Annotated in this window: 23 protein-coding genes; 16 read left to right on the forward strand and 7 right to left on the reverse strand. The window is 71.0% G+C overall.

Annotated elements, in window-relative coordinates; all coding sequences use genetic code 11:
* The first annotated feature begins 7 nt into the window (after positions 1-7).
* From pruA to OG472_RS30515, 3 genes are all read left to right on the forward strand, one after another.
* Positions 8-1,639, forward strand: a complete 1,632-nt coding sequence (gene pruA, locus OG472_RS30505; protein ID WP_401612150.1) for an L-glutamate gamma-semialdehyde dehydrogenase — start codon at positions 8-10, stop codon at positions 1,637-1,639.
* A 252-nt stretch (positions 1,640-1,891) separates the two neighbouring features.
* On the forward strand, positions 1,892-2,785 hold the full coding sequence (locus OG472_RS30510; protein WP_401612152.1) for a hypothetical protein: 894 nt from the start codon (positions 1,892-1,894) through the stop codon (positions 2,783-2,785).
* Entirely contained in the window at positions 2,785-2,997 is a 213-nt protein-coding gene (locus OG472_RS30515) for a hypothetical protein (RefSeq protein ID WP_405832107.1), read from the forward strand. Before OG472_RS30510 ends, OG472_RS30515 begins: the two co-directional genes overlap by 1 nt.
* Here the strand turns inward: OG472_RS30515 and OG472_RS30520 are convergent.
* Positions 2,981-3,682, reverse strand: a complete 702-nt coding sequence (locus tag OG472_RS30520) for a nitroreductase family protein (protein WP_405942269.1) — start codon at positions 3,680-3,682, stop codon at positions 2,981-2,983. The genes OG472_RS30515 and OG472_RS30520 overlap by 17 nt on opposite strands.
* Positions 3,683-3,792: 110 nt before the next feature.
* On the opposite strand from OG472_RS30520, the gene OG472_RS30525 reads away from it, so the two are divergent.
* Positions 3,793-4,311 carry an SMI1/KNR4 family protein gene (locus tag OG472_RS30525; protein ID WP_405832109.1) on the forward strand — a complete coding sequence of 173 codons (519 nt, stop codon included), beginning with the start codon at positions 3,793-3,795 and terminating at the stop codon, positions 4,309-4,311.
* Complete coding sequence (locus OG472_RS30530; RefSeq protein ID WP_405942270.1) at positions 4,308-4,850, forward strand: GNAT family N-acetyltransferase; 543 nt, start codon at positions 4,308-4,310, stop codon at positions 4,848-4,850. Before OG472_RS30525 ends, OG472_RS30530 begins: the two co-directional genes overlap by 4 nt.
* Positions 4,851-4,876: 26 nt before the next feature.
* Here the strand turns inward: OG472_RS30530 and OG472_RS30535 are convergent, their stop codons facing one another.
* Positions 4,877-6,907 (reverse strand): phosphocholine-specific phospholipase C, encoded by a 2,031-nt coding sequence (locus OG472_RS30535; protein WP_405942271.1) that lies wholly within the window; start codon positions 6,905-6,907, stop codon positions 4,877-4,879.
* A 718-nt stretch (positions 6,908-7,625) separates the two neighbouring features.
* Between OG472_RS30535 and OG472_RS30540 the strand changes: the two genes are divergently transcribed.
* From OG472_RS30540 to OG472_RS30550, 3 genes are all read left to right on the forward strand, one after another.
* Positions 7,626-7,754 (forward strand): hypothetical protein, encoded by a 129-nt coding sequence (locus OG472_RS30540; protein WP_327416609.1) that lies wholly within the window; start codon positions 7,626-7,628, stop codon positions 7,752-7,754.
* A gap of 78 nt (positions 7,755-7,832) precedes the next feature.
* Complete coding sequence (locus OG472_RS30545) at positions 7,833-8,873, forward strand: 3-isopropylmalate dehydrogenase (RefSeq protein WP_401612167.1); 1,041 nt, start codon at positions 7,833-7,835, stop codon at positions 8,871-8,873.
* A gap of 229 nt (positions 8,874-9,102) precedes the next feature.
* Complete coding sequence (locus OG472_RS30550) at positions 9,103-10,188, forward strand: branched-chain amino acid aminotransferase (RefSeq protein ID WP_327416611.1); 1,086 nt, start codon at positions 9,103-9,105, stop codon at positions 10,186-10,188.
* A 71-nt stretch (positions 10,189-10,259) separates the two neighbouring features.
* Here OG472_RS30550 and OG472_RS30555 read toward each other — a convergent pair whose 3' ends face one another.
* A complete protein-coding gene (locus tag OG472_RS30555; protein ID WP_405942272.1) occupies positions 10,260-11,687 on the reverse strand; it encodes a cytosine permease in 1,428 nt (475 codons plus the stop codon).
* Positions 11,688-11,842: 155 nt separating this feature from the next.
* Here OG472_RS30555 and ureA point away from each other — a divergent pair, with 155 nt between their 5' ends.
* The 6 genes from ureA (at position 11,843) to OG472_RS30585 (ending at position 19,468) form a co-directional block, all read left to right on the forward strand.
* Complete coding sequence (gene ureA, locus OG472_RS30560; protein ID WP_405942273.1) at positions 11,843-12,553, forward strand: urease subunit gamma; 711 nt, start codon at positions 11,843-11,845, stop codon at positions 12,551-12,553.
* Positions 12,550-14,283, forward strand: a complete 1,734-nt coding sequence (locus tag OG472_RS30565; protein WP_405942274.1) for an urease subunit alpha — start codon at positions 12,550-12,552, stop codon at positions 14,281-14,283. Before ureA ends, OG472_RS30565 begins: the two co-directional genes overlap by 4 nt.
* Positions 14,284-14,317: 34 nt before the next feature.
* Positions 14,318-15,364 (forward strand): agmatine/peptidylarginine deiminase, encoded by a 1,047-nt coding sequence (locus OG472_RS30570; protein WP_401613358.1) that lies wholly within the window; start codon positions 14,318-14,320, stop codon positions 15,362-15,364.
* A 29-nt stretch (positions 15,365-15,393) separates the two neighbouring features.
* Positions 15,394-16,014: a TetR/AcrR family transcriptional regulator gene (locus OG472_RS30575; protein ID WP_401613356.1), complete on the forward strand. Its 621-nt coding sequence runs from the start codon at positions 15,394-15,396 to the stop codon at positions 16,012-16,014.
* 419 nt (positions 16,015-16,433) lie between these two features.
* Positions 16,434-18,062 (forward strand): citramalate synthase, encoded by a 1,629-nt coding sequence (gene cimA, locus OG472_RS30580; RefSeq protein ID WP_401613354.1) that lies wholly within the window; start codon positions 16,434-16,436, stop codon positions 18,060-18,062.
* Positions 18,063-18,121: 59 nt separating this feature from the next.
* Positions 18,122-19,468, forward strand: coding sequence for a hypothetical protein (locus OG472_RS30585; protein WP_405942275.1), 1,347 nt, complete (start codon positions 18,122-18,124; stop codon positions 19,466-19,468).
* A gap of 29 nt (positions 19,469-19,497) precedes the next feature.
* Here OG472_RS30585 and OG472_RS30590 read toward each other — a convergent pair whose 3' ends face one another.
* Positions 19,498-20,121, reverse strand: a complete 624-nt coding sequence (locus OG472_RS30590; RefSeq protein ID WP_401613350.1) for a YceI family protein — start codon at positions 20,119-20,121, stop codon at positions 19,498-19,500.
* Positions 20,122-20,400: 279 nt separating this feature from the next.
* Between OG472_RS30590 and OG472_RS30595 the strand changes: the two genes are divergently transcribed.
* Both OG472_RS30595 and OG472_RS30600 read left to right on the forward strand, forming a co-directional pair.
* Positions 20,401-21,984: an acyl-CoA carboxylase subunit beta gene (locus tag OG472_RS30595; RefSeq protein ID WP_362813625.1), complete on the forward strand. Its 1,584-nt coding sequence runs from the start codon at positions 20,401-20,403 to the stop codon at positions 21,982-21,984.
* Between the two features lie 23 nt (positions 21,985-22,007).
* Positions 22,008-22,208: an acyl-CoA carboxylase subunit epsilon gene (locus OG472_RS30600; RefSeq protein ID WP_351287646.1), complete on the forward strand. Its 201-nt coding sequence runs from the start codon at positions 22,008-22,010 to the stop codon at positions 22,206-22,208.
* 162 nt (positions 22,209-22,370) lie between these two features.
* On the opposite strand, the gene OG472_RS30605 is transcribed toward OG472_RS30600, so the two are convergent.
* From OG472_RS30605 to OG472_RS30615, 3 genes are all read right to left on the reverse strand, one after another.
* Entirely contained in the window at positions 22,371-22,958 is a 588-nt protein-coding gene (locus tag OG472_RS30605; RefSeq protein WP_215149809.1) for an ATP/GTP-binding protein, read from the reverse strand.
* A complete protein-coding gene (locus OG472_RS30610) occupies positions 22,939-23,481 on the reverse strand; it encodes a DUF742 domain-containing protein (protein WP_383563521.1) in 543 nt (180 codons plus the stop codon). The genes OG472_RS30605 and OG472_RS30610 overlap by 20 nt, the downstream gene beginning before the upstream one ends.
* Before the next feature lie 93 nt (positions 23,482-23,574).
* Positions 23,575-23,988 (reverse strand): roadblock/LC7 domain-containing protein, encoded by a 414-nt coding sequence (locus OG472_RS30615; RefSeq protein ID WP_030037347.1) that lies wholly within the window; start codon positions 23,986-23,988, stop codon positions 23,575-23,577.
* Positions 23,989-23,993: the final 5 nt, after the last annotated feature.

Raw genomic sequence — 23,993 nt, forward strand, 5'->3', positions numbered from 1 at the left:
CAGCCCCATGGATGCTGTGACCCAGGTCCCCGCGCCGGTCAACGAGCCGGTCCACTCGTACGCCCCCGGCACCCCGGAGCGCGCGCGGCTCGAAGCACAGCTCAAGCAGCTGTCCGAGAACCCGATCGACCTCCCGATGACGATCAACGGCGTCAAGCGGATGGGCGGCGGCGAGCGTTTCGACGTGGTCCAGCCGCACGACCACAAGTCGGTGCTCGGCACCTTCGCCCACGCCACCCAGGCCGACGCGCAGGAGGCCATCGACGCCGCCCTCGCCGCCGCCCCGGCCTGGCGCTCGATGTCCTTCGACGACCGTGCCGCGATCATCCTGCGCGCCGCCGAGCTGCTGTCCGGCCCGTGGCGCGAGAAGCTCGCCGCCTCGACCATGCTGGGCCAGTCGAAGACCGCCCAGCAGGCCGAGATCGACACCCCGTGCGAGCTCGTCGACTTCTGGCGCTTCAACGTCCACTTCGCCCGCCAGATCCTGGCCGAGCAGCCGGTCGCGAACTCCGCCGGCGTGTGGAACCGCAGCGACCACCGCCCGCTCGAGGGCTTCGTCTATGCGATCACGCCCTTCAACTTCACGGCCATCGCCGGCAACCTGCCGACCGCCCCCGCCCTCATGGGCAACGTGGTCCTGTGGAAGCCGTCCCCGACGCAGACCCACTCCGCGGTCCTCCTCATGGAGCTCCTGGAAGAGGCCGGCCTGCCCAAGGGCGTCATCAACCTGGTGACGGGCGACGGCATCGCCGTCTCCGAGGTGGCCCTGAACCACCCCGAGCTGGCCGGCATCCACTTCACCGGCTCGACCAAGACCTTCCAGTACCTGTGGAAGACGGTCGGCAACAACATCGAGAAGTACAAGTCCTACCCGCGCCTGGTCGGCGAGACCGGCGGCAAGGACTTCGTCGTCGCGCACCCGTCCGCGGACCGCGCCGTCCTGAAGACCGCGCTGACCCGCGGCTCCTTCGAGTTCCAGGGCCAGAAGTGCTCGGCGTCCTCGCGCGCCTACGTCCCGGCCTCGATCTGGAACGACGGCTTCAAGGAGGCCTTCGCGGCCGAGGTCGACGGCATCGCCATGGGTGACGTCCGCGACCTGACCAACTTCATCGGCGCCGTCATCGACGAGCGCTCGTTCGCGAAGAACAAGGCCGCGATCGACCGCGCCATCGCCGACCCGACCTGCGAGATCATCGCCGGCGGCACCTATGACGACTCGGAGGGCTACTTCGTCCGCCCGACCGTCATCGCGTGCACCGACCCGGAGAACGAGGTCTTCACGACCGAGTACTTCGGCCCGATCCTCGCCGTTCACGTCTACGAGGACGCCGACTTCGACGCGATGCTGGCCCAGATGGAGTCCGTCTCGGCGTACGCCCTGACCGGCTCGATCATCGCGGCGGACCGTTACGCGGCGGCGGACGCGATGGAGAAGCTCCGCTTCGCGGCGGGCAACTTCTACATCAACGACAAGTCCACCGGCGCCGTGGTCGGCCAGCAGCCCTTCGGCGGCGGCCGTGCCTCGGGCACGAACGACAAGGCGGGCGCGGCGACCAACCTGCAGCGCTGGACCTCCACCCGCTCCATCAAGGAGACCCTGGTCGCGCCGACCGAGTACGGCTACCCCCACATGGGCTGACCTCCGCCCCGCTGAACCCCGCCCCCGCTCCGGTACCCCCAAGTCCGGAGCGGGGGCGGTTTCCATTTCCCCGACGGACAACTGGTGCTAGCCTGGCCGCAGTTGTCGCGTACGGCGACCAGCTCCGCTACCCGGGCCCGGTGACCTGGGGGAGCCAAGGGCTCTGACGAGTTCCCGTACGGGGTGGGACAGACCGCTGGGAGATACGCAACCTCTACGCGCCCGTACCGGGACCGGCGCCCGGGGAGACGTATGTCCAGGCGTACAGACAACCACCACCGTGCCGCGGCCATCTGCCGCGCAGCCACCGGAGTGCCGCACCGCACCTGCCTCGGCTGGGCCGAAGCGGGGCTGATCGACCACCGCCAACCGGTCCCGGACGCCGAGGACGAGGCGCAGCGCCTTCTGGAGTCGCTCCTGGTGGCCGAGCTCGCCGACGGGCTCCGTGAAAGCGAGCGCCGCGACGGGGCGCTCTTCGGCTTCACCTCCGCCCGGCCGGCCCGGACCGGGCTGGCCCTCGGACTGCACCCGGCCATGGCGGACCGTGTCCTGTCCACGGTGCTGCCGCGCATCGACGAGCACTACGGCGGACTCCGCGGGGTGCCCGGGCTGCGTATCGTCCCGACGGGCCCGAACTGGACGCTGACCCGCCTGCGGGGCCGGGCCGCGGTCCATCTGCTGCACCCCGACCCGGACTGGCGCCCGGTGCTGCCGGAGCACGGTGACGGACTGACGCAACTGTGGCGGCGCGACCGCCACCGCCTGCACCCCGCCGAGGCGGCGGAGCTGAGGGGGCGCGGTGACGCAGAGGGCGACCCCGGATCGGTCACGGCGCAGGACTGGCTGAACAGCAGGCTCCTCAGGCGCCCGCGGCTGCTGGGTGCGGCCGGGGCCGCCCACGGATCGGCGAACGTGTACACCCATGGTGGCGGGGACGTGGTCGTCGAGTGGTGCTGCGCCGTGGAACGGGACGAACTCGAGCGGCGGCTGCGCCGGAGTGGTCTTGCGCAGCGGCCGGGACGGATCGCCGAGCGGCTGCGGGACCAGCCGTGGTTCCCAGGGGAGATCGCGATGGGCGGAGCCTTCGTCACCCTGCGGCGCAGGCCCTGTTACGCCCCGGGCGCCCCGGCGCGGAGGACGCCGTGATGCTGACCGCAGTCATGGTGACGGCCGCCGTGTTCGGGGTGGCGAAAGTGGTGCGGGACTGGCTGATCCTGCGGCAGGTGCGGGCCGCCATGGAGGCCGGCACGCCCGAGGACCGGGTGCGGATCGGGATGCGGCTCGCCGAGGCCCTCGGCGGGCAGTCCGGGCCGCCCCCGGAGCCGCCCGCCGGGGAGGTCGTCACACCTCCACGATGACCTGGTCGAGGGACTTGCGGACCAGGTCGGGGACCTCGCAGTCGGCCGCGGGGTAGCCGACCGGGATGACCGCGAAGGCCTTCTCGTTCTCCGGGCGGTTCAGGACGTGGCTCAGGAAGCGCATCGGGCTCGGGGTGTGGGTCAGTGCGGCGAGGCCCGACAGGTGGAGGGCGGACAGGAGCATGCCGACCGCGATGCCGACCGACTCGTCGACGTAGTAGTGCTTGCGCTTCGTGCCGTCCGGGCCGAGCCAGTAGCGCTGCTGGAAGACCACGATCAGTGCCGGGGCGTCGGTGAGGTGGGTCTTGACGGCGTCGGTGCCGAGCGGGCGCAGGGCGGCGAGCCATTCGTCGCCCAGGCGGCCGTCGTAGGAGATCAGCTCCTCCTGCTCGGCGGCGGCGCGGATCTGCTCCCGTACGGCCGGGTCCTTGACCACGACGAAGGTCCACGGCTGCTGGTGCGCCCCGGACGGCGCGGTCGCCGCGCACGCGATCGCGTCCCGGACGACCTGGTCGGGCACCGGGTCGGGGGAGAAGTGGCGTACGGTCCGCCGCTCGCCCATGCGGGCCCGCAACTCGGCGGCGCGCGCCAGGGATTCGTGCTGCGGCATCCGCTCGGGCCGGTAGGGGGCGGGGCGGTACGGCTGGCCATGGGTGGGGGTCCACTGCTGGGTCTGAGGCGACATGGGCCGAGTGTGCCGAGCCAATGGTCCAGACCGCCAGGGCCGCGTCGGCCGATTCCCGGCCGGTGGACGGCGTCCGGCGTCCGCAATGCGGTCCTTGCTACGGTCGCGGGATGAGCGACTGGGACGCCGACGCCGTACGGGCGCGGCTGCGCGCGAAGGTCCTCCGGTACGAGCTGCGCGCGCCGCTCCCCGAGGCGGAGGTCCGGGCCTTCGAGGCGGAGCACGGCATCCGGCTGCCCGAGGAGTACCGGACGTTCGTCACGACGGTCGGCGACGGCCCCGCGGGCCCCGAGTACGGGCTGATGCCGCTGGTCACCCCGCGCCCGGAGGCCGACGACGCCTGGGCGGTGGACGGGGAGTGGGAGGACGACCGGCGCCCGGGCCGGCTGGCCGCGCCCTGCCCGATCCGGGAACCCCGTCCGTTCGACGGGAACCGGAGGTTCGACGAGCGCGAGGGGCTGACCCTGGGCACGCTCGTGCTGGCCGAGCAGGGGTGCGGCAGGTATGCGAGGCTGATCCTCAACGGGCCGCTGGCCGGTCAGGTCTGGTGCCTGGACCAGGACTTCGGGACCTGCATGCCCGAGAGCCCGGACTTCCGCACCTGGTACACCGACTGGCTGGAGAAGTGACGGGCGTGCGCATCGCACACACCGCCGGGCTGACCGGCGACGAGCTCCGCGAGGTGCGGGCCCTGCTCGACGAGGCCTTCGAGGGCGACTTCGGGGACGAGGACTTCGAGCACGCGCTCGGCGGGATGCACGTGCTGGTCCGGGACGCGGCCGGCACGCTCGTCGCGCACGGCAGCGTGGTGCAGCGCCGGGTCGTGCACGGTGGGCGGGCCCTGCGGACCGGGTACGTCGAGGCCGTGGCCGTACGGGCCGGCTCGCGGCGGCGGGGCCTCGGCGGGCAGGTCATGGCCGAGCTCGAAGGGATCATCGCGCGGGCCTACGTCCTGGGCGCGCTGTCGGCGTCGGAGGACGGGGCCGGGCTCTACCTCGGCCGCGGCTGGGCGGTGTGGCCGGGCCCGGTCGGGGCGCTGTCGCCGGACGGGCCTGTGCGCCTCCCCGACGAGGAGGGCTCCACCTACGTGTGGGTGCCGCCCGGCGGGATCCGGCTGGACCCCGGCGGGCGGCTCGACTTCGACTGGCGGGACGGGGACGTGCTCTAGCGGGTGTCCGGCCCGCGCGACCGGGGCTACGAGCCCGAGATGCTCGGTGCCCCCGACTCGATGTGGCCCGTGTAGCGGCGCGACCAGGTGCCGTCGGAGTCGGCCAGGACCGTGAAGTCGTACCAGCCGTTGCTGTAGGCCACGGCGTTGAAGTAGTCCTCGCGCGAGGATTTCGCCGGGACGGTGTAGGTCCAGGGGCCGTCCGTGCGGTAGGCGTTCGAGCGGATCGTGAAGGTGACGGGGGAGGCGGAGGAGTTCGTCATCTTGAAGTAGACCGCCGTCTTGCCGGTCCCCGGCTCGACCGCGAAGCGGGCCGCCACCTCGATGTCCTTGCCCGCCTTCGACGCGTCGCCGATGAAGCGGCGCAGGAAGCGGTTCGGCCCGTACATCGAGATGTCGTACTTGCCCGAGCCGTGGCCGAGGCCGATGTTGAAGTAGTCGCTGCCGGTGGCGCCCGGGTCGACCGTGTACTGCCAGGCCGCCGTGTCCCGGTGCTGGTGCGGGTGGATCGAGAAGTGGGCCGGCCGCTTCGCCTCCGCACCCTGGTTGGTCATCGAGAACCACGCCAGGATCTTTCCGGCCGCCCCGAACTCGAAGCGGTCCAGGTTGCCGTTCACCTGGTACGGCAGGGCCCGCGCCGGGCGGGTGCCGGGCTCCTGCGCCGGGAGGGCGTTGTCCTGCGGCGCCGGATTGGGCAGCGGGCCGCAGGTCGACTGGCCGATGACCTTGGCGGTGGAGGGGAGGCCGGCGGGGACCCCGTAGACCGGGTGCGCGAAGTCGAAGACGCCGGTCAGGTCGCCGACCACCTTCCGGCGCCAGGCGCTGATGTTCGGACAGGTGGCCGGGGTGCCGAGGGCGGCCGTCCACTGCTCCATGAACCGCAGGACGGAGGTGTGGTCGAAGACCTCCGAGCTCACCCAGCCGCCGCGGGTCCACGGGGACATCACGATCATCGGGACGCGGAAGCCGAGCCCGATCGGGACGCCGTCCAGGTACTCGCCGGGGGTGCCGGGCGGGGCGATGGGCGGGGGCACGTGGTCGAAGAAGCCGTCGTTCTCGTCGTAGTTGAGGAAGAGGACCGTGGAGTCGAAGACCTCCGGGTTCGCGGCCAGGGCGCGGTAGACCAGGTCGACGAAGTGCGCGCCGTCGCCGGGCGGCGCGTACGGGTGCTCCGAGAAGGCCTCGTTGGCCACGACCCAGGACACCTGGGGGAGGGTGCCCGCGACGACGTCGGCGCGGATCGCGGCCGCGATGTCGTCCGGGGTGGAGCCGGTGACCTTGGGGACCGAGCCCATGCCCCGGTCCCAGAGCGGGTTGCCCGGGGCCGCGTCCGTGAACTTCTTGAAGTAGGCGAGTCCGTTGTCCCCGTAATTGTCCTGGGCGTTCTGGTAGACCTTCCAGCTCATGCCGGCCCGCTGGAGGGCCTCCGCGTACGTCTCCCAGGTCAGCCCGGACTCGTCGCCGCCGTCCTTGCTGGAGGCGTCGACCTTTCCGCTCCACAGGAAGGTGCGGTTGGGGCCGGTGGCGCTGAGGGTGGAGCAGAAGTAGGCGTCGCAGATCGTGTAGTTGTCGGCGAGGCCGTAGTGGAAGGGGATGTCTCCCCGGTCCAGGTATCCGAGGGTGCGGGTGTTGCCGACACCGGTGACCCAGTTGTCCATCCGGCCCTTGTTCCAGGCCGCGTGCTGCGAGCTCCAGCTGTGCGGGAGGTCGCCGTTGCACTGGGCCAGGGTCTCGCCGTCGACGCCGCCGGCCGGCGGGGTGGAGCTGAGCTTCCAGGGGTACTGGCGGCCGCCCCAGTTGGGCTGGTTGAACATGCCCCAGCCGCCCGGGATGTTGCCGGCTGCGCGGTCCCCGAACCCGCGGACACCCTTCAGCCTGCCGAAGTAGTGGTCGAAGCTGCGGTTCTCCTGCATGAGGATCACCACGTGCTTCACATCGGTGATGGTGCCGGTCGCGGCGGCCGCGGCCGCCGTCGTCGGCAGCGCCGCGGGCAGCGCGGCCCCCGCCATGAGCCCGGCGCCGATTCCCACGAACCCTCTGCGGCTGATCGGTGTCACTGGCCCCTCGCCTCCAACTCAAGTGCCCCGCTGGCACATTGACGGCAAGAGTGACGGGGGTCGCGCCAAAGGTCTACATCCGTGCGGTAAGAGTTCGGTGAACTTCCGGGTGGCTGAAATCAGCCGGTGGTCCGCACGGGTCTCTTGTCCGGACCGGCGTCGCGGCGCAGGGCCCGCAAGGTGTCCGTGAGGTGGTCGAACCCCTGCACAACGGTGGTATCGGTACCGATCCGGCCATGGTGCGGGCGGGGCACGGGACGGCCCTCCGGCCCGTCCTGCGGATTGGTGTGATCGCGAACCAATACCTCGCGCGGGTGCGACGGGTGCGGGTCGCGCGGATCACCCGTCCGGCCCCGGCCAGCCGGCCGGGAAGGTGGCGTGCATCACGCCACCGGAACGAGGTCACATCCGCACTATCTGGGCTCTGACCAGTGGAAATCCCTTCCGGGAGGGGTTGAAGTGGACCCCCGACGGGAGGCCTTTCGGGAGGTTCCCCGTCTCAGATAGTAGGAAGTCCGAGTAATTGCCGAGACATACAGCGAGACCTGCCCTAGCTTTGTAGGAGCCGAACGTCTCGCCGATCCGGCGAATGGCGGTCGAGAGCGCGCGCCCCTGGCAGGCAACCCCTGCGGCGCACTGCTCCCCGCCTCTTCCGGCGCCTTGAAGGAACCCCTCATCCGTGGCCCGGCCACGCCGTGATCTCAAGGAGTCGATCACCATGAACGCAACCACCGCCGTCCGTCGCGTCCGCCACACCTCCGCCTCGGCCGCAGACCGCAAGAACGCCGCCGCCGCCCTCCAGCGCGCCCTCGACCGCCGTGACAACGGCGGGTCGACCGGCCACTGAGCCCCTCCGGCGGACATATTGCGTCCAGATGATGGACGCAATATGTCTGAGGGCTGGGACAGGGAGTACGGTTTCGCCATGTCGACCAGCATCAATCTCGCAGTGATCCCCGGTGATGGCATCGGCCAGGAAGTCGTGGCTCAGGGACTCAAGGTCCTTACCGCGGTCCTGCCCCAGGATGTGAAGCTGGAGACCAAGCAATACGATCTCGGCGCCCAGCGCTGGCACCGCACCGGTGAGACCCTCCCGGACGAGGAACTCGAAGCGCTCAAGCACCACGACGCGATCCTCCTCGGCGCGATCGGCGACCCGTCGGTCCCGTCCGGCGTGCTGGAGCGCGGCCTGCTGCTGAAGCTCCGCTTCGCCTTCGACCACTTCATCAACCTGCGCCCGTCGAAGCTGTTCCCCAACACCGCCACCCCGCTGGCCGGCCGCCCGGACATCGACTTCGTCGTGGTCCGCGAGGGCACCGAGGGCCCGTACACCGGCAACGGCGGCAGCCTGCGCACCGGCACCCCCGCCGAGGTGGCCACCGAGGTCAGCCTCAACACCGCGTACGGCGTGGAGCGCGTGGTCCGCGACGCGTACGAGCGGGCCAACTCCCGCCCCCGCAAGAAGCTGACGCTGGTCCACAAGAACAACGTCCTCGTGTACGCCGGTCACCTGTGGAAGAACATCTTCGACAGGGTCGGCCAGGAGTACCCCGAGGTCACCACCGACTACCTGCACGTCGACGCCGCGACGATCTTCTTCGTCACCCAGCCCGACCGCTTCGACGTCATCGTCACCGACAACCTCTTCGGTGACATCCTCACCGACCTGGCCGCCGCCGTGACCGGCGGAATCGGCCTCGCCGCCTCCGGGAACATCAACCCGACCGGCGCCTTCCCGTCCATGTTCGAGCCCGTCCACGGCTCGGCCCCGGACATCGCCGGCACCGGCAAGGCCGACCCGACCGCGACGATCCTCTCCGTCGCCCTCCTGCTGCGCCACCTCGGCTACGAGGCCCAGGCCGCCCGCATCGAGGACGCGGTCTCCGCCGACCTGGCGGAGCGCGACGGCACCTTCCGCTCCACCGACGCGATCGGCGACGCGCTCGCCGCTCGAGTAGCCGGCTGACCCGGCAGCTCCACCTCAGGAAGGCAGCCGCCGGGTCACAATGGGACCTGGCGGCTTTTCCTGTGCGGCCCCGGGTGCCACCATCTCCCCTGGGCCGCAGTCCCCGCTTCTCCGTAGCCTCCTCGCGCGCGATAATCGAACGCGAGGCCGCGGAATGCGGGGAAGCTCGGACGTCCTAGTACGCCGTGAGCGCGGTCCGCCATACACAACCGGTGAAGGACAAGCACTCATGACGACGCCCACGATCGAGCTCAAGCCCTCCTCGAACCCGCTGTCCGATGCGGAGCGCGAGGCGATCCTGGCCAGCCCCGGCTTCGGCCGCCACTTCACCGACCACATGGTGACGATCAAGTGGACCGAGGGCCGCGGCTGGCACGATGCAGAGCTGGTCCCGTACGCGCCGCTCTCGATCGACCCGGCGAACATGACCCTGCACTACGCGCAGACGATCTTCGAGGGCCTCAAGGCCTACCGCCAGCCCGACGGCACCGTGGCCACCTTCCGCCCCGAGGCCAACGCCGCGCGCTTCCAGGCCTCCGCCCGCCGCATGGCGATGCCGGAACTGCCGGCCGAGCTGTTCATCGAGGCCTGCGACGCGCTCATCAAGCAGGACCGCGCCTGGGTGCCGGACTCCGGCGAGGCCTCCCTGTACCTGCGTCCGTTCATGTTCGCCTCCGAGGTCGGCCTCGGCGTCCGCCCGGCCAACGAGTTCCTCTTCATCGTCATCGCCTCGCCCGCCGGTGCCTACTTCCCCGGTGGCGTCAAGCCCGTCTCCGTCTGGCTCTCCGAGGACTACGTCCGCGCGGTCAAGGGCGGCACCGGCGCGGCCAAGACCGGCGGCAACTACGCGGCCTCGCTGGTCGCGCAGGCCCAGGCGGCCTCGCACGGCTGTGACCAGGTGGTCTGGCTCGACGCCGTCGAGCACCGCTGGATCGAGGAGATGGGCGGGATGAACCTGTACTTCGTGTACGGCGACCGCATCGTCACCCCGGAGCTCACCGGCTCGCTCCTTCCCGGCATCACCCGCGACTCCCTCCTCACCATCGCCCGCGACCTCGGCTACACCGCCGAGGAGGGCCGCCTGACCACCGAGGACTGGCAGCGCGACAACGCGAACGGCACCCTCACCGAGGTGTTCGCCTGCGGCACCGCCGCCGTCATCACCCCGGTCGGCTCGGTCAAGTCCGAGCGCGCCAACTGGACCCAGGGCGACGGCGAGCCCGGCGAGGTCACCATGCGGCTGCGCAAGGCGCTCCTGGAGCTCCAGACCGGCCACAGTGCCGACACCCACGGCTGGATGCACCCGCTGGGCTAGTCCCCACGCGCCGTACGCAGGCCCGCGCCCCGGAACGTCCGGGGCGCGGGCCTGTGTGCGTACGGGGGTGCTCAGGCGTTCGCCGGCTCCTCGGCGGCGGAGACCGCCGGGACCGGGGCGGGGGAGCGGCGGGCGGTGAGCGCGGTGTACACGAGCCCGCCCGCCAGGCCGGAGAGGACGAAGGAGCAGTCCACGCCGCCGGTGAGGGCGAGCAGCGGGCCCTCGTAGAAGGGGGTGGTCACGGCGAGCAGGCCGACGCCCGCGCCGATCGCCCAGGAGGCGGTGGCCGCGACGTTCCAGCCGGAGCGGTACCAGTAGATCCCGCCCACCGAGCGGCGGTTGAAGACCTGGAGCGCGTCGGAGTCGTAGACCCCGCGGCAGCGCACGTACCCGATGAGGGTGATGACGGCCCACGGGGTGCCGATCGCGGTCAGCAGCAGCACGAAGGAGGTCATCGCGGACTGCACGTCCCACTCGAAGGAGCCGAAGAAGACGAAGGCGGTGGCGACGGCCGCGGCGACCAGGGTGGCGGTGGTGCGGGTGGCCTTGGGGACGATCGCGTCGAGGTCCAGGCCCATGGAGTAGAGCATCAGCCCGGCATTGCCCACCGAACCCGCCGCGGCGGCGACCAGCAGCGGGACCAGGTACCAGAACGGCGCGGTCTCGACGAGCGGGCCGGCGTAGTCCAGCCCGGCCCTGGCGGCCAGCGCGGTGTACGTACCGAACAGCTGCGGTATCAGCAGGCCGATCAGCAGGCCGAAGGCGGTCGCCCAGAACACCTTGCGGGAGCCGTGCCGGCGCGGGGAGATGTAGCGGGTGTAGTCGCCGAGCAGGGTGATGAAGGCGACCGGCCCGCTGAGTCCGGCGGCGACGGCGGCCAGCAGCCACGTCGGCCAGAAGGAGCCGAGCAGGTACGGGGTCTCCGGCGGGGCGGCGGTGGTGAAGTCCGGGGCGTAGGCGAAGAAGCCGACGGCCAGCAGGACCACCATGCCGATGGAGAGCACCTTGCTCATGCGCAGCAGCAGCCGGTAGCCGAAGACGGCCCCGACGACGGTACAGGCGGCGAGCACGCCGTACATCGCCGCCCGCGAGACGCCGGTGTCCGGCAGCCCGGTGAGCCGGGAGAGGGCGCCCACCATCACGTCGCCGCCGATCCACAGGGTGAGTGCCGTGTAGCCGAGCGAGAGCAGCAGGCCCACCACCGAGCCGACGAGCCGGCCGCGGACACCGAACTGGGCGCCGCTGGAGGTGGAGAGGTTGGTCGCGGTGCGCAGGGAGACGAGCGCCAGCGGCGCGGTGAAGGCGATACCGACGAGCGTGCCGGTCACGATGGCGGTGACCGAGGGCCACAGGCCCAGTCCGAAGGACGGGGGCAGCCAGCCGAAGACGATCACACCGAGGCAGAGGTTGGAGCCGAGGAGGATCGAGATCAGGTCACGGGGACCGCTCGTCCGCTCCTCCTCCGGGATGGTGTCGACTCCGCGCTGTTCGATGGGCATGGGGGACTCCCTTGGCAGGGCGGGGGGTGGTTCGCATTTGTTTGAGCGACACTCAATGTGACTCAAGCCCATGTCCCAGGTCAATGATTCCCTACAACGAAATGAAGAGTTAGAGTGATGCTCTAACCCATCGACTCAAGAGGTGGTGGATCGGCGTGCGGCTGACCCCTACGGAGCGCGACCGGCTGCTGCTCCGCAGCGCAGCGGAACTGGCCAGGGCCCGGCGGGCCCGTGGCCTGAAACTCAACGTCCCGGAGGCCACCGCGCTGATCGCGGACACGGTCTGCGAGGCCGCGCGCGACGGCAAGCGGCTCGCGGAGGCCATCGAGGAGGCCCGCAGCGTGCTGGGCCCCGGCGACGTCCTGCCGGGCGTCTCCGACGTGGTCACCGAGGTACACGTGGAGGCCGTCTTCGACGACGGATCCCGCCTCGCGGTGGTCGCGTCACCCATCCGGGGCGCGCAGCCGCTGGGCGACGACGCCCCGGGCGCGGTCGTCCCCGGCCCCGGCGTCCCCCAGCCGGAACCGGTGGTGCGCCTGCGCGTGCGCAACACCGCCGCCGTGCCGGTGAGCGTCACCTCCCACTTCCACTTCTTCGAGGCCAACCCGCGGCTCGACTTCGACCGCGCCGCGGCCTACGGGATGCGGCTGTGCGTGCCGGCGGGCTCGTCCGTACGGTTCGACCCGCACGGCGAGGGCGAGGTCGGCCTCGTCCCCATCGGCGGCGACCGCATCGCGATCGGCTTCGCCGGCCTGGTCGACGGCCCGCTGGACGCCCCCGGAGCCAAGGACGAGGCCCTGCGGCGCGCGGCGGCCTGCGGCTACCTCGGAGTAGCCGAAACCGGTAGCGAAGGAGCACAGGCGTGAGCCGTCAGACCCCCCACAGCGACCACTGCGCGCCCGGCAGCCGGCACATCGACCCGCACGAGTACGCCTCCGTCTTCGGCCCCCGCGCCGGGGACCGGGTCCGGCTCGGCGATTCGGGGCTGACCGTCCGGGTGGAGTCGGATGCGCAGAAGCCGGGTGACGAGTTCCTGGCCGGTTTCGGGAAGACCGCCCGTGACGGTCTGCATCTGAAGGCGGCCGCGGTCCGCGAGACCTGTGATGTGGTGATCAGCAACGTGCTGGTCATCGATGCGGTCCTGGGCATCCGCAAGGTGTCGATCGGTATCCGCGAGGGCCGGATCCATGCGATCGGGCGGGCGGGCAACCCCGACACCCTCGACGGCGTGGACGTCGTCGTCGGCACCGGCACGTCGATCGTCTCGGGCGAAGGCCTGATCGCCACCGCCGGCGCCGTCGACACCCATGTCCACCTGCTCTCCCCGCGCATCATGGAAGCCTCCCTCGCCGCGGGCGTCACCACGGTCATCGGCCAGGAGTTCGGCCCGGTCTGGGGTGTCGGCGTCAACTCCCCGTGGGCACTGAAGCACGCCTTCAACGCCTTCGACGCCTGGCCCGTGAACATCGGCTTCCTCGCCCGCGGCTCCTCCTCGGACGCCGCCCCCCTCGTCGAGGCCCTCGCCGAGGGCGGCGCCTCCGGCTTCAAGGTCCACGAGGACATGGGTGCGCACACGCGTGCGCTGGACACCGCGCTGCGGGTGGCGGAGGAGCACGACGTACAGGTCGCCCTGCACAGCGACGGCCTGAATGAATGCCTCTCCGTCGAGGACACGCTGCGGGTGCTGGACGGGCGGACCATCCATGCCTTCCATATCGAGGGCTGTGGTGGCGGGCACGTGCCCAACGTGCTGAAGATGGCGGGCGTGGAGAATGTCATCGGTTCCTCCACCAATCCCACCCTGCCCTTCGGCCGGGACGCGGTGGCCGAGCACTACGGGATGATCGTCTCCGTCCACGACCTCAAGCCGGACCTGCCGGGTGACGCGGCCATGGCCCGTGACCGGATCCGGGCCGGCACGATGGGCGCCGAGGACGTGCTGCACGACCTCGGGGCGATCGGCATCACCTCCTCCGACGCGCAGGGCATGGGCCGGGCGGGGGAGACCATCCGCCGGACCTTCGCGATGGCCGCCAAGATGAAGGGCGAGCTCGGGCCGCTGGCCGGTGACGGGGAGGGCGACGACAACGCCCGCGTGCTGCGCTACATGGCCAAGCTGACGATCAACCCGGCCATCGCCCACGGCCTGGCCCACGAGATCGGTTCCATCGAGGTCGGCAAGCTCGCCGACATCGTGCTCTGGCGCCCCCCGTTCTTCGGCGCCAAGCCCCAGCTCGTCCTCAAGTCCGGCTTCCCCGCGTACGGCGTCACCGGCGACCCCAACGCCGCCACCGACACCTGCGAACCGCTGGTACTCGGCCCGCAGTTCGGCGCGTACGGGGCCACCGCGGCCGACATCTCCGTCGCCTTCGTCTCCGCCGCGGCCGCCGCGCTCGGCTCCGACGAGATGCCGACCCGCCGGCGCCGGGTCGCCGTCTGCGGCACCCGCGGCATCGGCCCCAAGGACCTGCTCCTCAACTCCCGGGTGGGCGCGGTCGATGTGGACGCGCGCAGCGGGCTCGTCTCCCTCGACGGGGAACCCCTGCGCTCCGAAGCCGCCGAGTCGGTCTCCCTCAACCGCCTGTACTTCCTGTAAGTGCACAGTCCGTAAGCCCGTTAGGACCCCTGCCATGACTGCACAGCCCGCCAAGCCCGCGAACGACGGCTTCCGGATGCCCGCCGAGTGGACCCCCCACGAGCGCACCTGGATGGCCTGGCCCAGCCCCAACCCCACCTTCACCAACGAGCAGGAGCTCGCCGAGGCCCGCGAGGCCTGGGGCGCCGTCGCCCGCGCGGTCCGTTCGTACGAGCCCGTGACCCTCGTCGTCTCGCCCGGCGACGCCGAGAGCGCCCGCGCGATCGTCGGCGACGACGTACAGCTGGTCGAGCAGGAGCTCGACGACGCCTGGATGCGCGACATCGGCCCGACCTTCGTCACCAACGACGCCGGCGAGATCGCCGCCGTCGACTGGACCTTCAACGGCTGGGGCGCCCAGGAGTGGGCCCGCTGGGACCACGACTCGAAGATCGCCCGGCACGTCTCGGACGTGGCCGGCACCCGGACGTACAGCACCGAGCTCGTCAACGAGGGCGGCGCCATCCACGTCGACGGCGAGGGCACCGTGCTCCTCACCGACACCGTGCAGCTGGGCGAGGGCCGCAACCCCGGCTGGACCCGCCAGCAGGTCGAGGCCGAGATCCACGCCCACCTCGGCACCACCAAGGCGATCTGGCTGCCGTACGGCCTGGCCGGCGACTACGGCACCTACGGCACCCAGGGCCACGTCGACATCGTCGCCGCCTTCGCCCGCCCCGGCGTCGTCATGGTGCACACGCAGCCCGACCCGGCCCACCCCGACCACGAGCGCTGCAAGACCATCGCCGCCATCCTGCGCGCCTCCACCGACGCGCGGGGCCGGCAGCTGGAGGTCGTGGAGGTCCCCGCGCCGACCGTGCTGGAGGAGGACGGGGAGTGGGTGGACTACTCCTACATCAACCACTACCTGTGCAACGGCGGCGTGGTCCTGTGCTCCTTCGACGACCCGCGCGACGAGGAGGCGGCGGAGATCTTCCGCGGACTGTTCCCCGAGCGGACCGTGACACTCGTTGACGCACGTACGATTTTCGCCGGGGGTGGCGGTATCCACTGCATCACCCAGCAGCAGCCGAAGGCCTGACCTTCGGGAAACGGACAAGGAGTGGGCCCATGGTGGCGGGTGGAGTACCGGTACGGGCGGCGCGCAAGAACGCGCCCCCGCGCGAGGACGTACTCGTCGCCGCCATGGCCACGATCGCGGAGCGCGGCCTGGAAGGCCTGACCATGGCCGGTCTGGGCCGCGAGGTCGGCATGAGCAGCGGACACCTCCTCTACTACTTCCGCAGCAAGGACGAGCTCCTGCTGCAGACCCTGGAGTGGAGCGAGGCGGCACTGGGCAGCGAGCGGCGGGCCCTGCTCTCCCGCCGCGGTCCGGTCGCCGAGCGCCTGCGGGCGTACGTCGACCTGTACGTGCCCACGCAGGCCCGCGACCCGCACTGGACGCTGTGGCTGGAGGTCTGGAACCGCTCCCAGAACGCCGGACCCCAGGAGCGCGAGCGGCAGGCGGCCATCGAGGGCGCCTGGCACCGCGACCTGGTGGCACTGCTCGCCGAGGGCATCTCGCGCGGGGAGTTCCGCCCGGTGGACGCCGAGCGCGTGGCGACCCGCATCAGGGCCCTGCTCGACGGCTTCAGCATCCAGCTGGCGGTGGGTCTGCCGACGGTGGACCGGCAGGAGATCCTCGACCACGTCCGCGAGTTCCTGACGGACACCTTGTCGCTCCGGCCGTAGCAGTCTCAGCCCCGCCGGCGTTTGAGGCGCGGGGGCTCGGGGCGGAGCCCCCGCAACGGCGCCGCAGTCGCCCACGGTTCCCACACCCCGAACGCCCGCGCGAGCCCGCTGCCCGCATGCTGAGATCCCTGTCCATCCGCGGCGAGCGGTGTGGCACACTGCCAGCGTGCCTGCTCAGCTCATGATTATCGCCAGCAGCGCGCCGGTCCCCAGTGGCCGCTGAACCGCGGAAGAACTTCGCGGAAGCGGCCACCGTGCCTCGGACCCGCGCGCAGACCTCTCGCTACCCGCGAGAGGTTTTTTCGTTTCCCGGACCATCCGAGCCGGGAACGGACCGCGCGCGATGATGGGGGCAGTGACGGCGGCCTGCCCCTTTGGCAGGCATCCGGAACCACTCATCCGACAGGAGTCAGATCAGCATGACGACGACACCAGAGGCGGCAACTGTGCGCTCAGGGGACCTGGACGACAGCTTCCACGTCTTCGACACCACCCTGCGCGACGGCGCGCAGCGCGAGGGCATCAACCTCACGGTCGCCGACAAGCTGACGATCGCCCGGCACCTGGACGACTTCGGAGTGGGCTTCATCGAGGGCGGCTGGCCCGGCGCCAACCCCCGGGACACCGAGTTCTTCGCCCGCGCACGCGCCGAGATCGACTTCAAGAACGCCCAGCTGGTCGCCTTCGGCGCGACCCGGAGGGCGGGCGGCACGGCCGCCGCGGACCCGCAGGTGCGGGCCCTGCTGGAGTCCGGCGCCCCCGTGATCACGCTCGTCGCCAAGTCCCACGACCGCCACGTCGAACTCGCCCTGCGCACCACCCTGGACGAGAACCTGGAGATGGTCCGCGACACCGTCTCCCACCTGGTCGGCCAGGGCCGCCGCGTCTTCGTCGACTGCGAGCACTTCTTCGACGGCTACCGGGCCAACGCCGAGTACGCGAAGTCCGTCGTGCGCACCGCGTACGAGGCCGGCGCCGACGTCGTCATCCTCTGCGACACCAACGGCGGCATGCTGCCCGCCCAGGTGACGGCCACCGTCGCCACCGTCCTCGCAGACACCGGCGCCCGCCTCGGCATCCACGCCCAGGACGACACCGGCTGCGCCGTCGCCAACACCCTGGCCGCCGTGGACGCGGGCGCCACCCACGTCCAGTGCACGGCCAACGGCTACGGCGAGCGCGTCGGCAACGCCAACCTCTTCCCCGTCGTCGCCGCCCTGGAGATCAAGTACGGGCGCAAGGTGCTCCCCGAGGGCGCACTCGCCGAGATGACCCGCATCTCGCACGCCATCGCCGAGGTCGTGAACCTCACCCCGTCCACGCACCAGCCGTACGTCGGCGTCTCCGCCTTCGCGCACAAGGCGGGCCTGCACGCCTCGGCCATCAAGGTCGACCCGGACCTCTACCAGCACATCGACCCCGAGCGGGTCGGCAACACCATGCGGATGCTGGTCTCCGACATGGCCGGCCGCGCCTCCATCGAGCTCAAGGGCAAGGAGCTCGGGGTCGAGCTCGGCGGGGACCGCGCACTGATCTCCCGGGTCGTGGAGCGGGTCAAGGAGCGGGAGCTCAAGGGCTACACGTACGAGGCCGCCGACGCCTCCTTCGAGCTGCTGCTGCGCGCCGAGGCCGAGGGCCGGGCCCGCAAGTACTTCCGCATCGAGTCCTGGCGGGCCATCGTCGAGGACCGGCCGGACGGCACCCACGCCAACGAGGCCACGGTCAAGCTGTGGGCGAAGGGCGAGCGGATCGTCGCGACGGCCGAGGGCAACGGCCCGGTCAACGCGCTGGACCGGGCGCTGCGGGTGGCGCTGGAGCGGTTCTACCCCCAGCTGGCCAAGTTCGAGCTGGTCGACTACAAGGTCCGCATCCTGGAGGGCACGCACGGCACGGAGTCCACGACCCGCGTGCTGATCGCCACGACGGACGGCGTCCGCGAGTGGTCCACGGTGGGCGTCGCCCCGAACGTGATCGCCGCTTCCTGGCAGGCCCTGGAGGACGCGTTCACGTACGGCCTCCTGCACGCGGGTGTCGAACCGGCCGAGTAGTCGCAGGCCCTTATGTCCTGCTCACACGGGAAAGTCCCGGTTCCGGTAGCGTCATCCGTATGAGGACCAGGCTTATATCCGTACGTTTTGGATCAATGCTGGCCGGTCTGCTGCTGGCCCTGTCGGGGACCGCGCTCGCGGCCGCCCCGCAGGCGTCGGCGGCGACCGGGGTCGCCGCCGTGGGGGAGGCCCTCAAGGACGGGCCCGTCTACGTGGACCCCCGGATGCAGGCGCAGCTGCCGCACGCCGAGGCCGACGCGCTCGCGAAGAAGATCAAGGATGCCGGGAAGCCGGTGTTCGTCGCCGTGCTGCCCGCGACGGACGAGTTCCCCGCCGACAAGGTGTTCGGTGCCGTCAGGGCCGAGACCGGTATCACCGGGCTCTACGCGATCCGGCTCGGCGACGGCTTCAGCGCCCGCGCCGACCAGTCGGTCATGCCGGCCAACGCCGTGCGCAACCTGTCCGACGCGGTGAAGGTGGGGACGCCCGACGCGGCGACCCAGCTCGACAACTTCGTCGACCAGGCCCTGAGCCAGGCCAAGGGCAGTGCCCCGGCCTCCTGGGGCACCACGGGCGCTGACACCGGCGCCCCCGTCGGCGGGCTGATCGCCCTCGGCGCGGTGGCCGCCATCGGCGGCGGTGGCGCGTACGCGCTGGTCCGGCGCAACCGGAAGAAGAAGGAAGAGGCCCGGCACGCGGCCCTGGAGCGCCTCAGCGTGGTCGTCGACGAGGACATCACGGCCTTCGGCGAGGAGCTGGACCGGCTCGACTTCCACCCCGGCGAGCCCGGCGCCGACGACGCCATGCGCAAGGACTTCGAGCAGGGGCTCGACTCGTACGACAAGGCCAAGCAGATCATGGGCTCGGTGCGGTACCCCGAAGAGGTCACGGGCGTCACCCAGGCCCTGGAGGACGGCCGGTACGCCCTGGCCTGCCTGGACGCGCGCCGCCAGGGGAAGCCGGTGCCCGAGCGCCGGTCGCCCTGCTTCTTCGACCCGCGCCACGGGCCGAGCACCGGGGATGCCACCTGGGCTCCGGCCGGCGGGGCGGCCCGTACCGTGCCCGTCTGCACGGCGGACGCCGTGCGGCTGCGCGACGGCCTGGACCCGGCGGTCCGCACGGTCGACACCGAGCACGGTCCGCGGCCGTACTACGACGCCGGCCCGGCGTACGGTCCCTGGGCCGGCGGCTACTTCGGCGGCGGCATCCTGCCCGGTCTGCTCGTGGGCACGATGCTCGGTTCGATGATGTCCAGCCCCGCCTACGCCTCGGACCTCGGCGGCGGCTTCGACGGCGGGGACGTCTCCGGGGCCGACTTCAACCCGTCCGACTTCGGCGGCGGGGACTTCGGCGGCGGTGGCGGTTTCGACGGGGGCGGTGGCTTCGACGGCGGGGGCGGCTTCTAGCCGCCCCCGGGGTTCGCCGGATCCGGCTGTCAGCCCTGCTTGATGGCCGAGATGTCGAAGGTCAGCTTCACCTTGTCGCTGACCATGACACCGCCGGCCTCCAGGGCGGCGTTCCAGGTCAGGCCCCAGTCGGAGCGCAGGATCTCGGCGGAGCCCTCGAAGCCGACGCGCTCGTTGCCGTAGACGTCCGTGGCGGAGCCCGTGAACTCCAGGTCGATGGAGAGCGGCCGCGTGACGTCCTTGATCGTCAGCTCGCCGGTGATGCGGTAGGCGTCGCCGCCCAGCTGGCGCGCCTCGGTGGAGCGGAAGGTCATCAGCGGGAACAGCTCGGCGTCGAAGAAGTCGCTGCCCAGCAGGTGGGCGTCGCGGTCGGCGATGCCGGTGCTGACCGACGGGATCTTGACGTCGATGGCGGCCGTGGAGCGGGCCGGGTCGGCGCCGTCCAGGTGCAGGGTGCCCTCGTGCTCCGCGAAGGAGCCGCGGACGTTGGTGACCATGGCGTGGCGGACGGTGAAGCCGATGCTGCTGTGGGCGGCGTCGATGACGTAGTCGCCGGTGAGTGCGGCGAGCGCCGGGTCCACGACCAGCGTGGTGACGGCGGCGCCGCCGTTCTGGTGGTCGGCGGTCTGGCTGCGGCGGGTGAAGAGACCCATGGCCTGCTCCTCGGTAGTGTCGGGGGTTCTGCTCGGTCGGAAGAGTCTGTTGAATCTTCAACGACTTCAACGAGAACGACGCTAGACCCATTCCGTTTAAATTTCAACATCTAGGCGGAGTGTCAAGTCATTTTGTGAAGGTCCTACAACGGACGAAGGCCCCGTCTGGCGGAGTCCCTGCATCCTCCGGTCGTACTGTGCGGGCCACACAGCGGAAGACTCCCGAGACTGTGCGGAATGAACGGAGGTTTTTCATCGCGATCTTCGTAAGGTCGGTACATGACCGTTGTGGACCAGACCCCGAGCGAGCCGACGGACGCCCGTGGGCGCGTGGCCGAGCTGCACTCCCTGCGCGAGCAGGCGCGGCGCGGCCCCAGTGACCGCGCGACCGAGACCCAGCACGCCAAGGGCAAGCTGACCGCCCGTGAGCGCATCGCGCTGCTCCTCGACGAAGGTTCCTTCAAGGAGGTCGAGCAGCTCCGCCGCCACCGGGCGACCGGGTTCGGCCTGGAGGCCAAGAAGCCCTACACGGACGGTGTGATCACCGGCTGGGGCACGGTCGAGGGCCGCACGGTCTTCGTCTACGCGCACGACTTCCGCATCTTCGGCGGCGCGCTGGGCGAGGCCCACGCCACGAAGATCCACAAGATCATGGACATGGCCATCGCGGCCGGTGCCCCGCTGGTCTCCCTGAACGACGGCGCCGGCGCCCGCATCCAGGAGGGCGTCTCCGCCCTCGCGGGCTACGGCGGCATCTTCCAGCGCAACACCAAGGCCTCGGGCGTCATCCCGCAGATCTCGGTCATGCTCGGCCCCTGCGCGGGCGGCGCCGCCTACTCCCCGGCCCTGACGGACTTCGTCTTCATGGTCCGGGAGACCTCGCAGATGTTCATCACCGGCCCGGACGTGGTCCGCGCGGTGACCGGCGAGGAGATCACCCAGAACGGCCTCGGCGGCGCCGACGTCCACGCCGAGACCTCGGGCGTCGCGCACTTCGCGTACGACGACGAGGAGACCTGCATCTCCGAGGTCCGCTACCTCATCTCGATGCTCCCCTCCAACAACCGCGAGAACCCGCCCGTCCACGAGACGAGCGACCCCGCGGACCGCCGCAGCGAGGTCCTGCTGGACCTGGTCCCCGCCGACGGCAACCGCCCCTACGACATGCTCAAGGTCATCGAGGAGATCGTCGACGAGGGCGACGTCCTGGAGATCCACGAGCGCTGGGCCCGCAACATCATCTGCGCCCTGGCCCGGATGAACGGCCAGGTCGTCGGCATCGTCGCCAACCAGCCCGGGCACCTCGCCGGAGTCCTGGACATCGAGGCCTCCGAGAAGGCCGCGCGCTTCGTCCAGATGTGCGACGCCTTCAACATCCCGATCGTCACCCTGCTGGACGTCCCCGGCTTCCTGCCGGGCGTCGACCAGGAGCACGGCGGCATCATCCGCCACGGCGCCAAGCTGCTGTACGCGTACTGCAACGCCACCGTCCCGCGGATCTCGCTGATCCTGCGCAAGGCCTACGGCGGCGCGTACATCGTCATGGACTCCCAGTCCATCGGCGCCGACCTCACCTACGCGTGGCCCACCAACGAGATCGCCGTGATGGGCGCCGAGGGCGCCGCCAACGTCATCTTCCGCAAGCAGATCGCGGACGCCGAGGACCCCGAAGCCATGCGGGTCCGCATGGTCAAGGAGTACAAGGCCGAGCTGATGCACCCGTACTACGCGGCCGAGCGCGGCCTCGTCGACGACGTCATCGACCCCGCCGAGACCCGCGAGGTCCTCGTCAGCGCCCTCGCGATGCTCCGCAACAAGCACGCCGATCTGCCGTCCCGCAAGCACGGCAACCCGCCGCAGTAACCGCGAAGGAGACCTGCCACCACATGACCACCGCCACTGACACCCTGCTGCGCGTCGAAAAGGGCAACGCCGCGCCGGAGGAGCTGGCCGCGATCACCGCGATCCTGCTCGCCCGCGCCGCCGCCACTCCCGAGGAGACCGCGGTCCGCACGCCCCGCCAGGCCGGCTGGCGCCGTCTGGAGCGCACCCCGGGCTTCCGCGCCCCGCACAGCTGGCAGGGCTGAGTCCCCGAGCCCGGCGCAAGGCCCCGCACCCGAACAGGGTGCGGGGCCTTCCGCGTACCCGCTCCGGGCGCGGGGGCCGTCCCGTACGGCCGGACCCGGACACGCCGAAGGCCCCCGCGTCGTACGACACAGGGGCCTTTCGGATGCTGCGGGCCGCTGCCGCTACCGCAGGCGCGCCATGAGGGCGTGCTCCACGAGCGTGATGAGCGCGCTCTTGGCGTCCGCGCGGTGGCGGGCGTCGGTGGTGATGATGGGGGCGTCCGGGCCGATCTGCAGGGCCTCGCGGACTTCCTCCGGGGTGTAGGCCTGGTTCCCGTCGAAGCCGTTGAGGGCCACGACGAAGGGCAGGCCGCTGTTCTCGAAGTAGTCGACGGCCGGGAAGCAGTCGGCGAGGCGGCGCGTGTCGACGAGGACGACGGCACCGATGGCGCCGCGGACCAGGTCGTCCCACATGAACCAGAAGCGGTCCTGGCCCGGGGTACCGAAGAGGTACAGGATCAGGTCCTGGTCCAGGGTGATGCGGCCGAAGTCCATGGCGACCGTGGTGGTCGTCTTGTCACCGGTGTGGGTGAGGTCGTCGATCCCCGCGCTCGCGGACGTCATGACGGCTTCGGTGCGCAGCGGGTTGATCTCGGACACGGCTCCGACGAACGTGGTCTTGCCCACGCCGAAGCCGCCCGCCACCACGATCTTCGCGGAGGTGGTGGAGCGAGCAGGAGCCGCTCCGCCGTTAGAGCTTGCGAAGTCCACTGAGCACCCTTTCGAGCAGTGTCACATCTGGCTGGCCACCGGCAGACTCGTCGCCGCCGGGCTGGTGAATGGCGACAAGGCCCGCCTCCGCCAGGTCGGCGACGAGGATGCGGGCGACACCAAGAGGAATGGAGAGAAGTGCCGAGATCTCCGCGACGGATTTGATCTCCTGGCACAGGCGGCAGATGCGCTGGTGCTCGGGCAACTGCCCTTGCAGGCGCGCGGGATCGGCCGTGGTACTGACCAGCGCCTCGATGGCGAGCTGGTAGCGCGGCCGCGTACGGCCGCCGGTCATCGCGTACGGGCGCACCAGCGGGTTGTGGGCCTTCGGCGCCGGCTGCCGCGCGGCGCGCGGAGGCTGCTGGTACTGAGGCTGCTGGGGCTGTCCGTACGGCTGCTGCTGGTAGGGGTTCTGCTCCGGCACGGGCCGGCTGGGAGCGGAGGGGAAGTTGAAGCGGTTCTGGTCGTGCCCACCCTGCGGCTGCTGCGCGCCGCCATAAGGATGTCCTCCGGGTGTTGTCACGTTTCCTCCTCCGACTCCAAGTACGCAGTACTCCCTGTGGAACCGCGCCACCGCACCCTATGGTGCGATGGCGCGAAACGCACTGCCTGTTTGCTAGTTGAGAAGACTTCCCTGCAGTTCGGCGCGCAGATCCGGGGTGAGGACACTGCCCGCACGATCCACCAGAAGGGCCATCTCGTAGCCCACGAGGCCGATGTCGCACTCCGGGTGCGCGAGCACCGCGAGGGACGATCCGTCCGAGACGGACATGAGGAAGAGGAATCCCCGGTCCATCTCGACCACGGTCTGGTTGACGGCGCCACCCTCGAAGATGCGGGAGGCCCCGGCGGTCAGCGAGGTCAGACCGGAGGCCACGGCCGCCAGCTGATCGGCGCGGTCGCGCGGAAACCCGTCGGACATCGCCAGAAGAAGGCCGTCGGCGGAGACCACCACGGTGTGGGACACCCCTGGGGTGTTGTCCACGAAGTTGGTGATCAACCAGTTCAGGTTCTGTGCCGCCTGGCTCATCGGGC

Source organism: Streptomyces sp. NBC_00207 (genome assembly GCF_045160965.1).
Classification (GTDB): Bacteria; Actinomycetota; Actinomycetes; order Streptomycetales; family Streptomycetaceae; genus Streptomyces.

What these genes read in the sequence shown, in the direction of transcription:
- OG472_RS30600 (WP_351287646.1), top strand. Translation starts at nt 22,008, where the DNA reads ATGACCACCGCCACTGACACCCTGCTGCGCGTCGAAAAGGGCAACGCC.
- OG472_RS30545 (WP_401612167.1), top strand. Translation starts at nt 7,833, where the DNA reads ATGTCGACCAGCATCAATCTCGCAGTGATCCCCGGTGATGGCATCGGC.
- OG472_RS30595 (WP_362813625.1), top strand. Translation starts at nt 20,401, where the DNA reads ATGACCGTTGTGGACCAGACCCCGAGCGAGCCGACGGACGCCCGTGGG.
- OG472_RS30540 (WP_327416609.1), top strand. Translation starts at nt 7,626, where the DNA reads ATGAACGCAACCACCGCCGTCCGTCGCGTCCGCCACACCTCCGCCTCG.
- OG472_RS30585 (WP_405942275.1), top strand. Translation starts at nt 18,122, where the DNA reads ATGAGGACCAGGCTTATATCCGTACGTTTTGGATCAATGCTGGCCGGT.
- OG472_RS30525 (WP_405832109.1), top strand. Translation starts at nt 3,793, where the DNA reads ATGAGCGACTGGGACGCCGACGCCGTACGGGCGCGGCTGCGCGCGAAG.
- OG472_RS30515 (WP_405832107.1), top strand. Translation starts at nt 2,785, where the DNA reads ATGCTGACCGCAGTCATGGTGACGGCCGCCGTGTTCGGGGTGGCGAAA.
- OG472_RS30520 (WP_405942269.1), bottom strand. Translation starts at nt 3,682, where the DNA reads ATGTCGCCTCAGACCCAGCAGTGGACCCCCACCCATGGCCAGCCGTAC.
- OG472_RS30510 (WP_401612152.1), top strand. Translation starts at nt 1,892, where the DNA reads ATGTCCAGGCGTACAGACAACCACCACCGTGCCGCGGCCATCTGCCGC.
- cimA (WP_401613354.1), top strand. Translation starts at nt 16,434, where the DNA reads ATGACGACGACACCAGAGGCGGCAACTGTGCGCTCAGGGGACCTGGAC.
- OG472_RS30555 (WP_405942272.1), bottom strand. Translation starts at nt 11,687, where the DNA reads ATGCCCATCGAACAGCGCGGAGTCGACACCATCCCGGAGGAGGAGCGG.
- OG472_RS30575 (WP_401613356.1), top strand. Translation starts at nt 15,394, where the DNA reads ATGGTGGCGGGTGGAGTACCGGTACGGGCGGCGCGCAAGAACGCGCCC.
- OG472_RS30615 (WP_030037347.1), bottom strand. Translation starts at nt 23,988, where the DNA reads ATGAGCCAGGCGGCACAGAACCTGAACTGGTTGATCACCAACTTCGTG.
- OG472_RS30570 (WP_401613358.1), top strand. Translation starts at nt 14,318, where the DNA reads ATGACTGCACAGCCCGCCAAGCCCGCGAACGACGGCTTCCGGATGCCC.
- OG472_RS30590 (WP_401613350.1), bottom strand. Translation starts at nt 20,121, where the DNA reads ATGGGTCTCTTCACCCGCCGCAGCCAGACCGCCGACCACCAGAACGGC.
- OG472_RS30550 (WP_327416611.1), top strand. Translation starts at nt 9,103, where the DNA reads ATGACGACGCCCACGATCGAGCTCAAGCCCTCCTCGAACCCGCTGTCC.
- pruA (WP_401612150.1), top strand. Translation starts at nt 8, where the DNA reads ATGGATGCTGTGACCCAGGTCCCCGCGCCGGTCAACGAGCCGGTCCAC.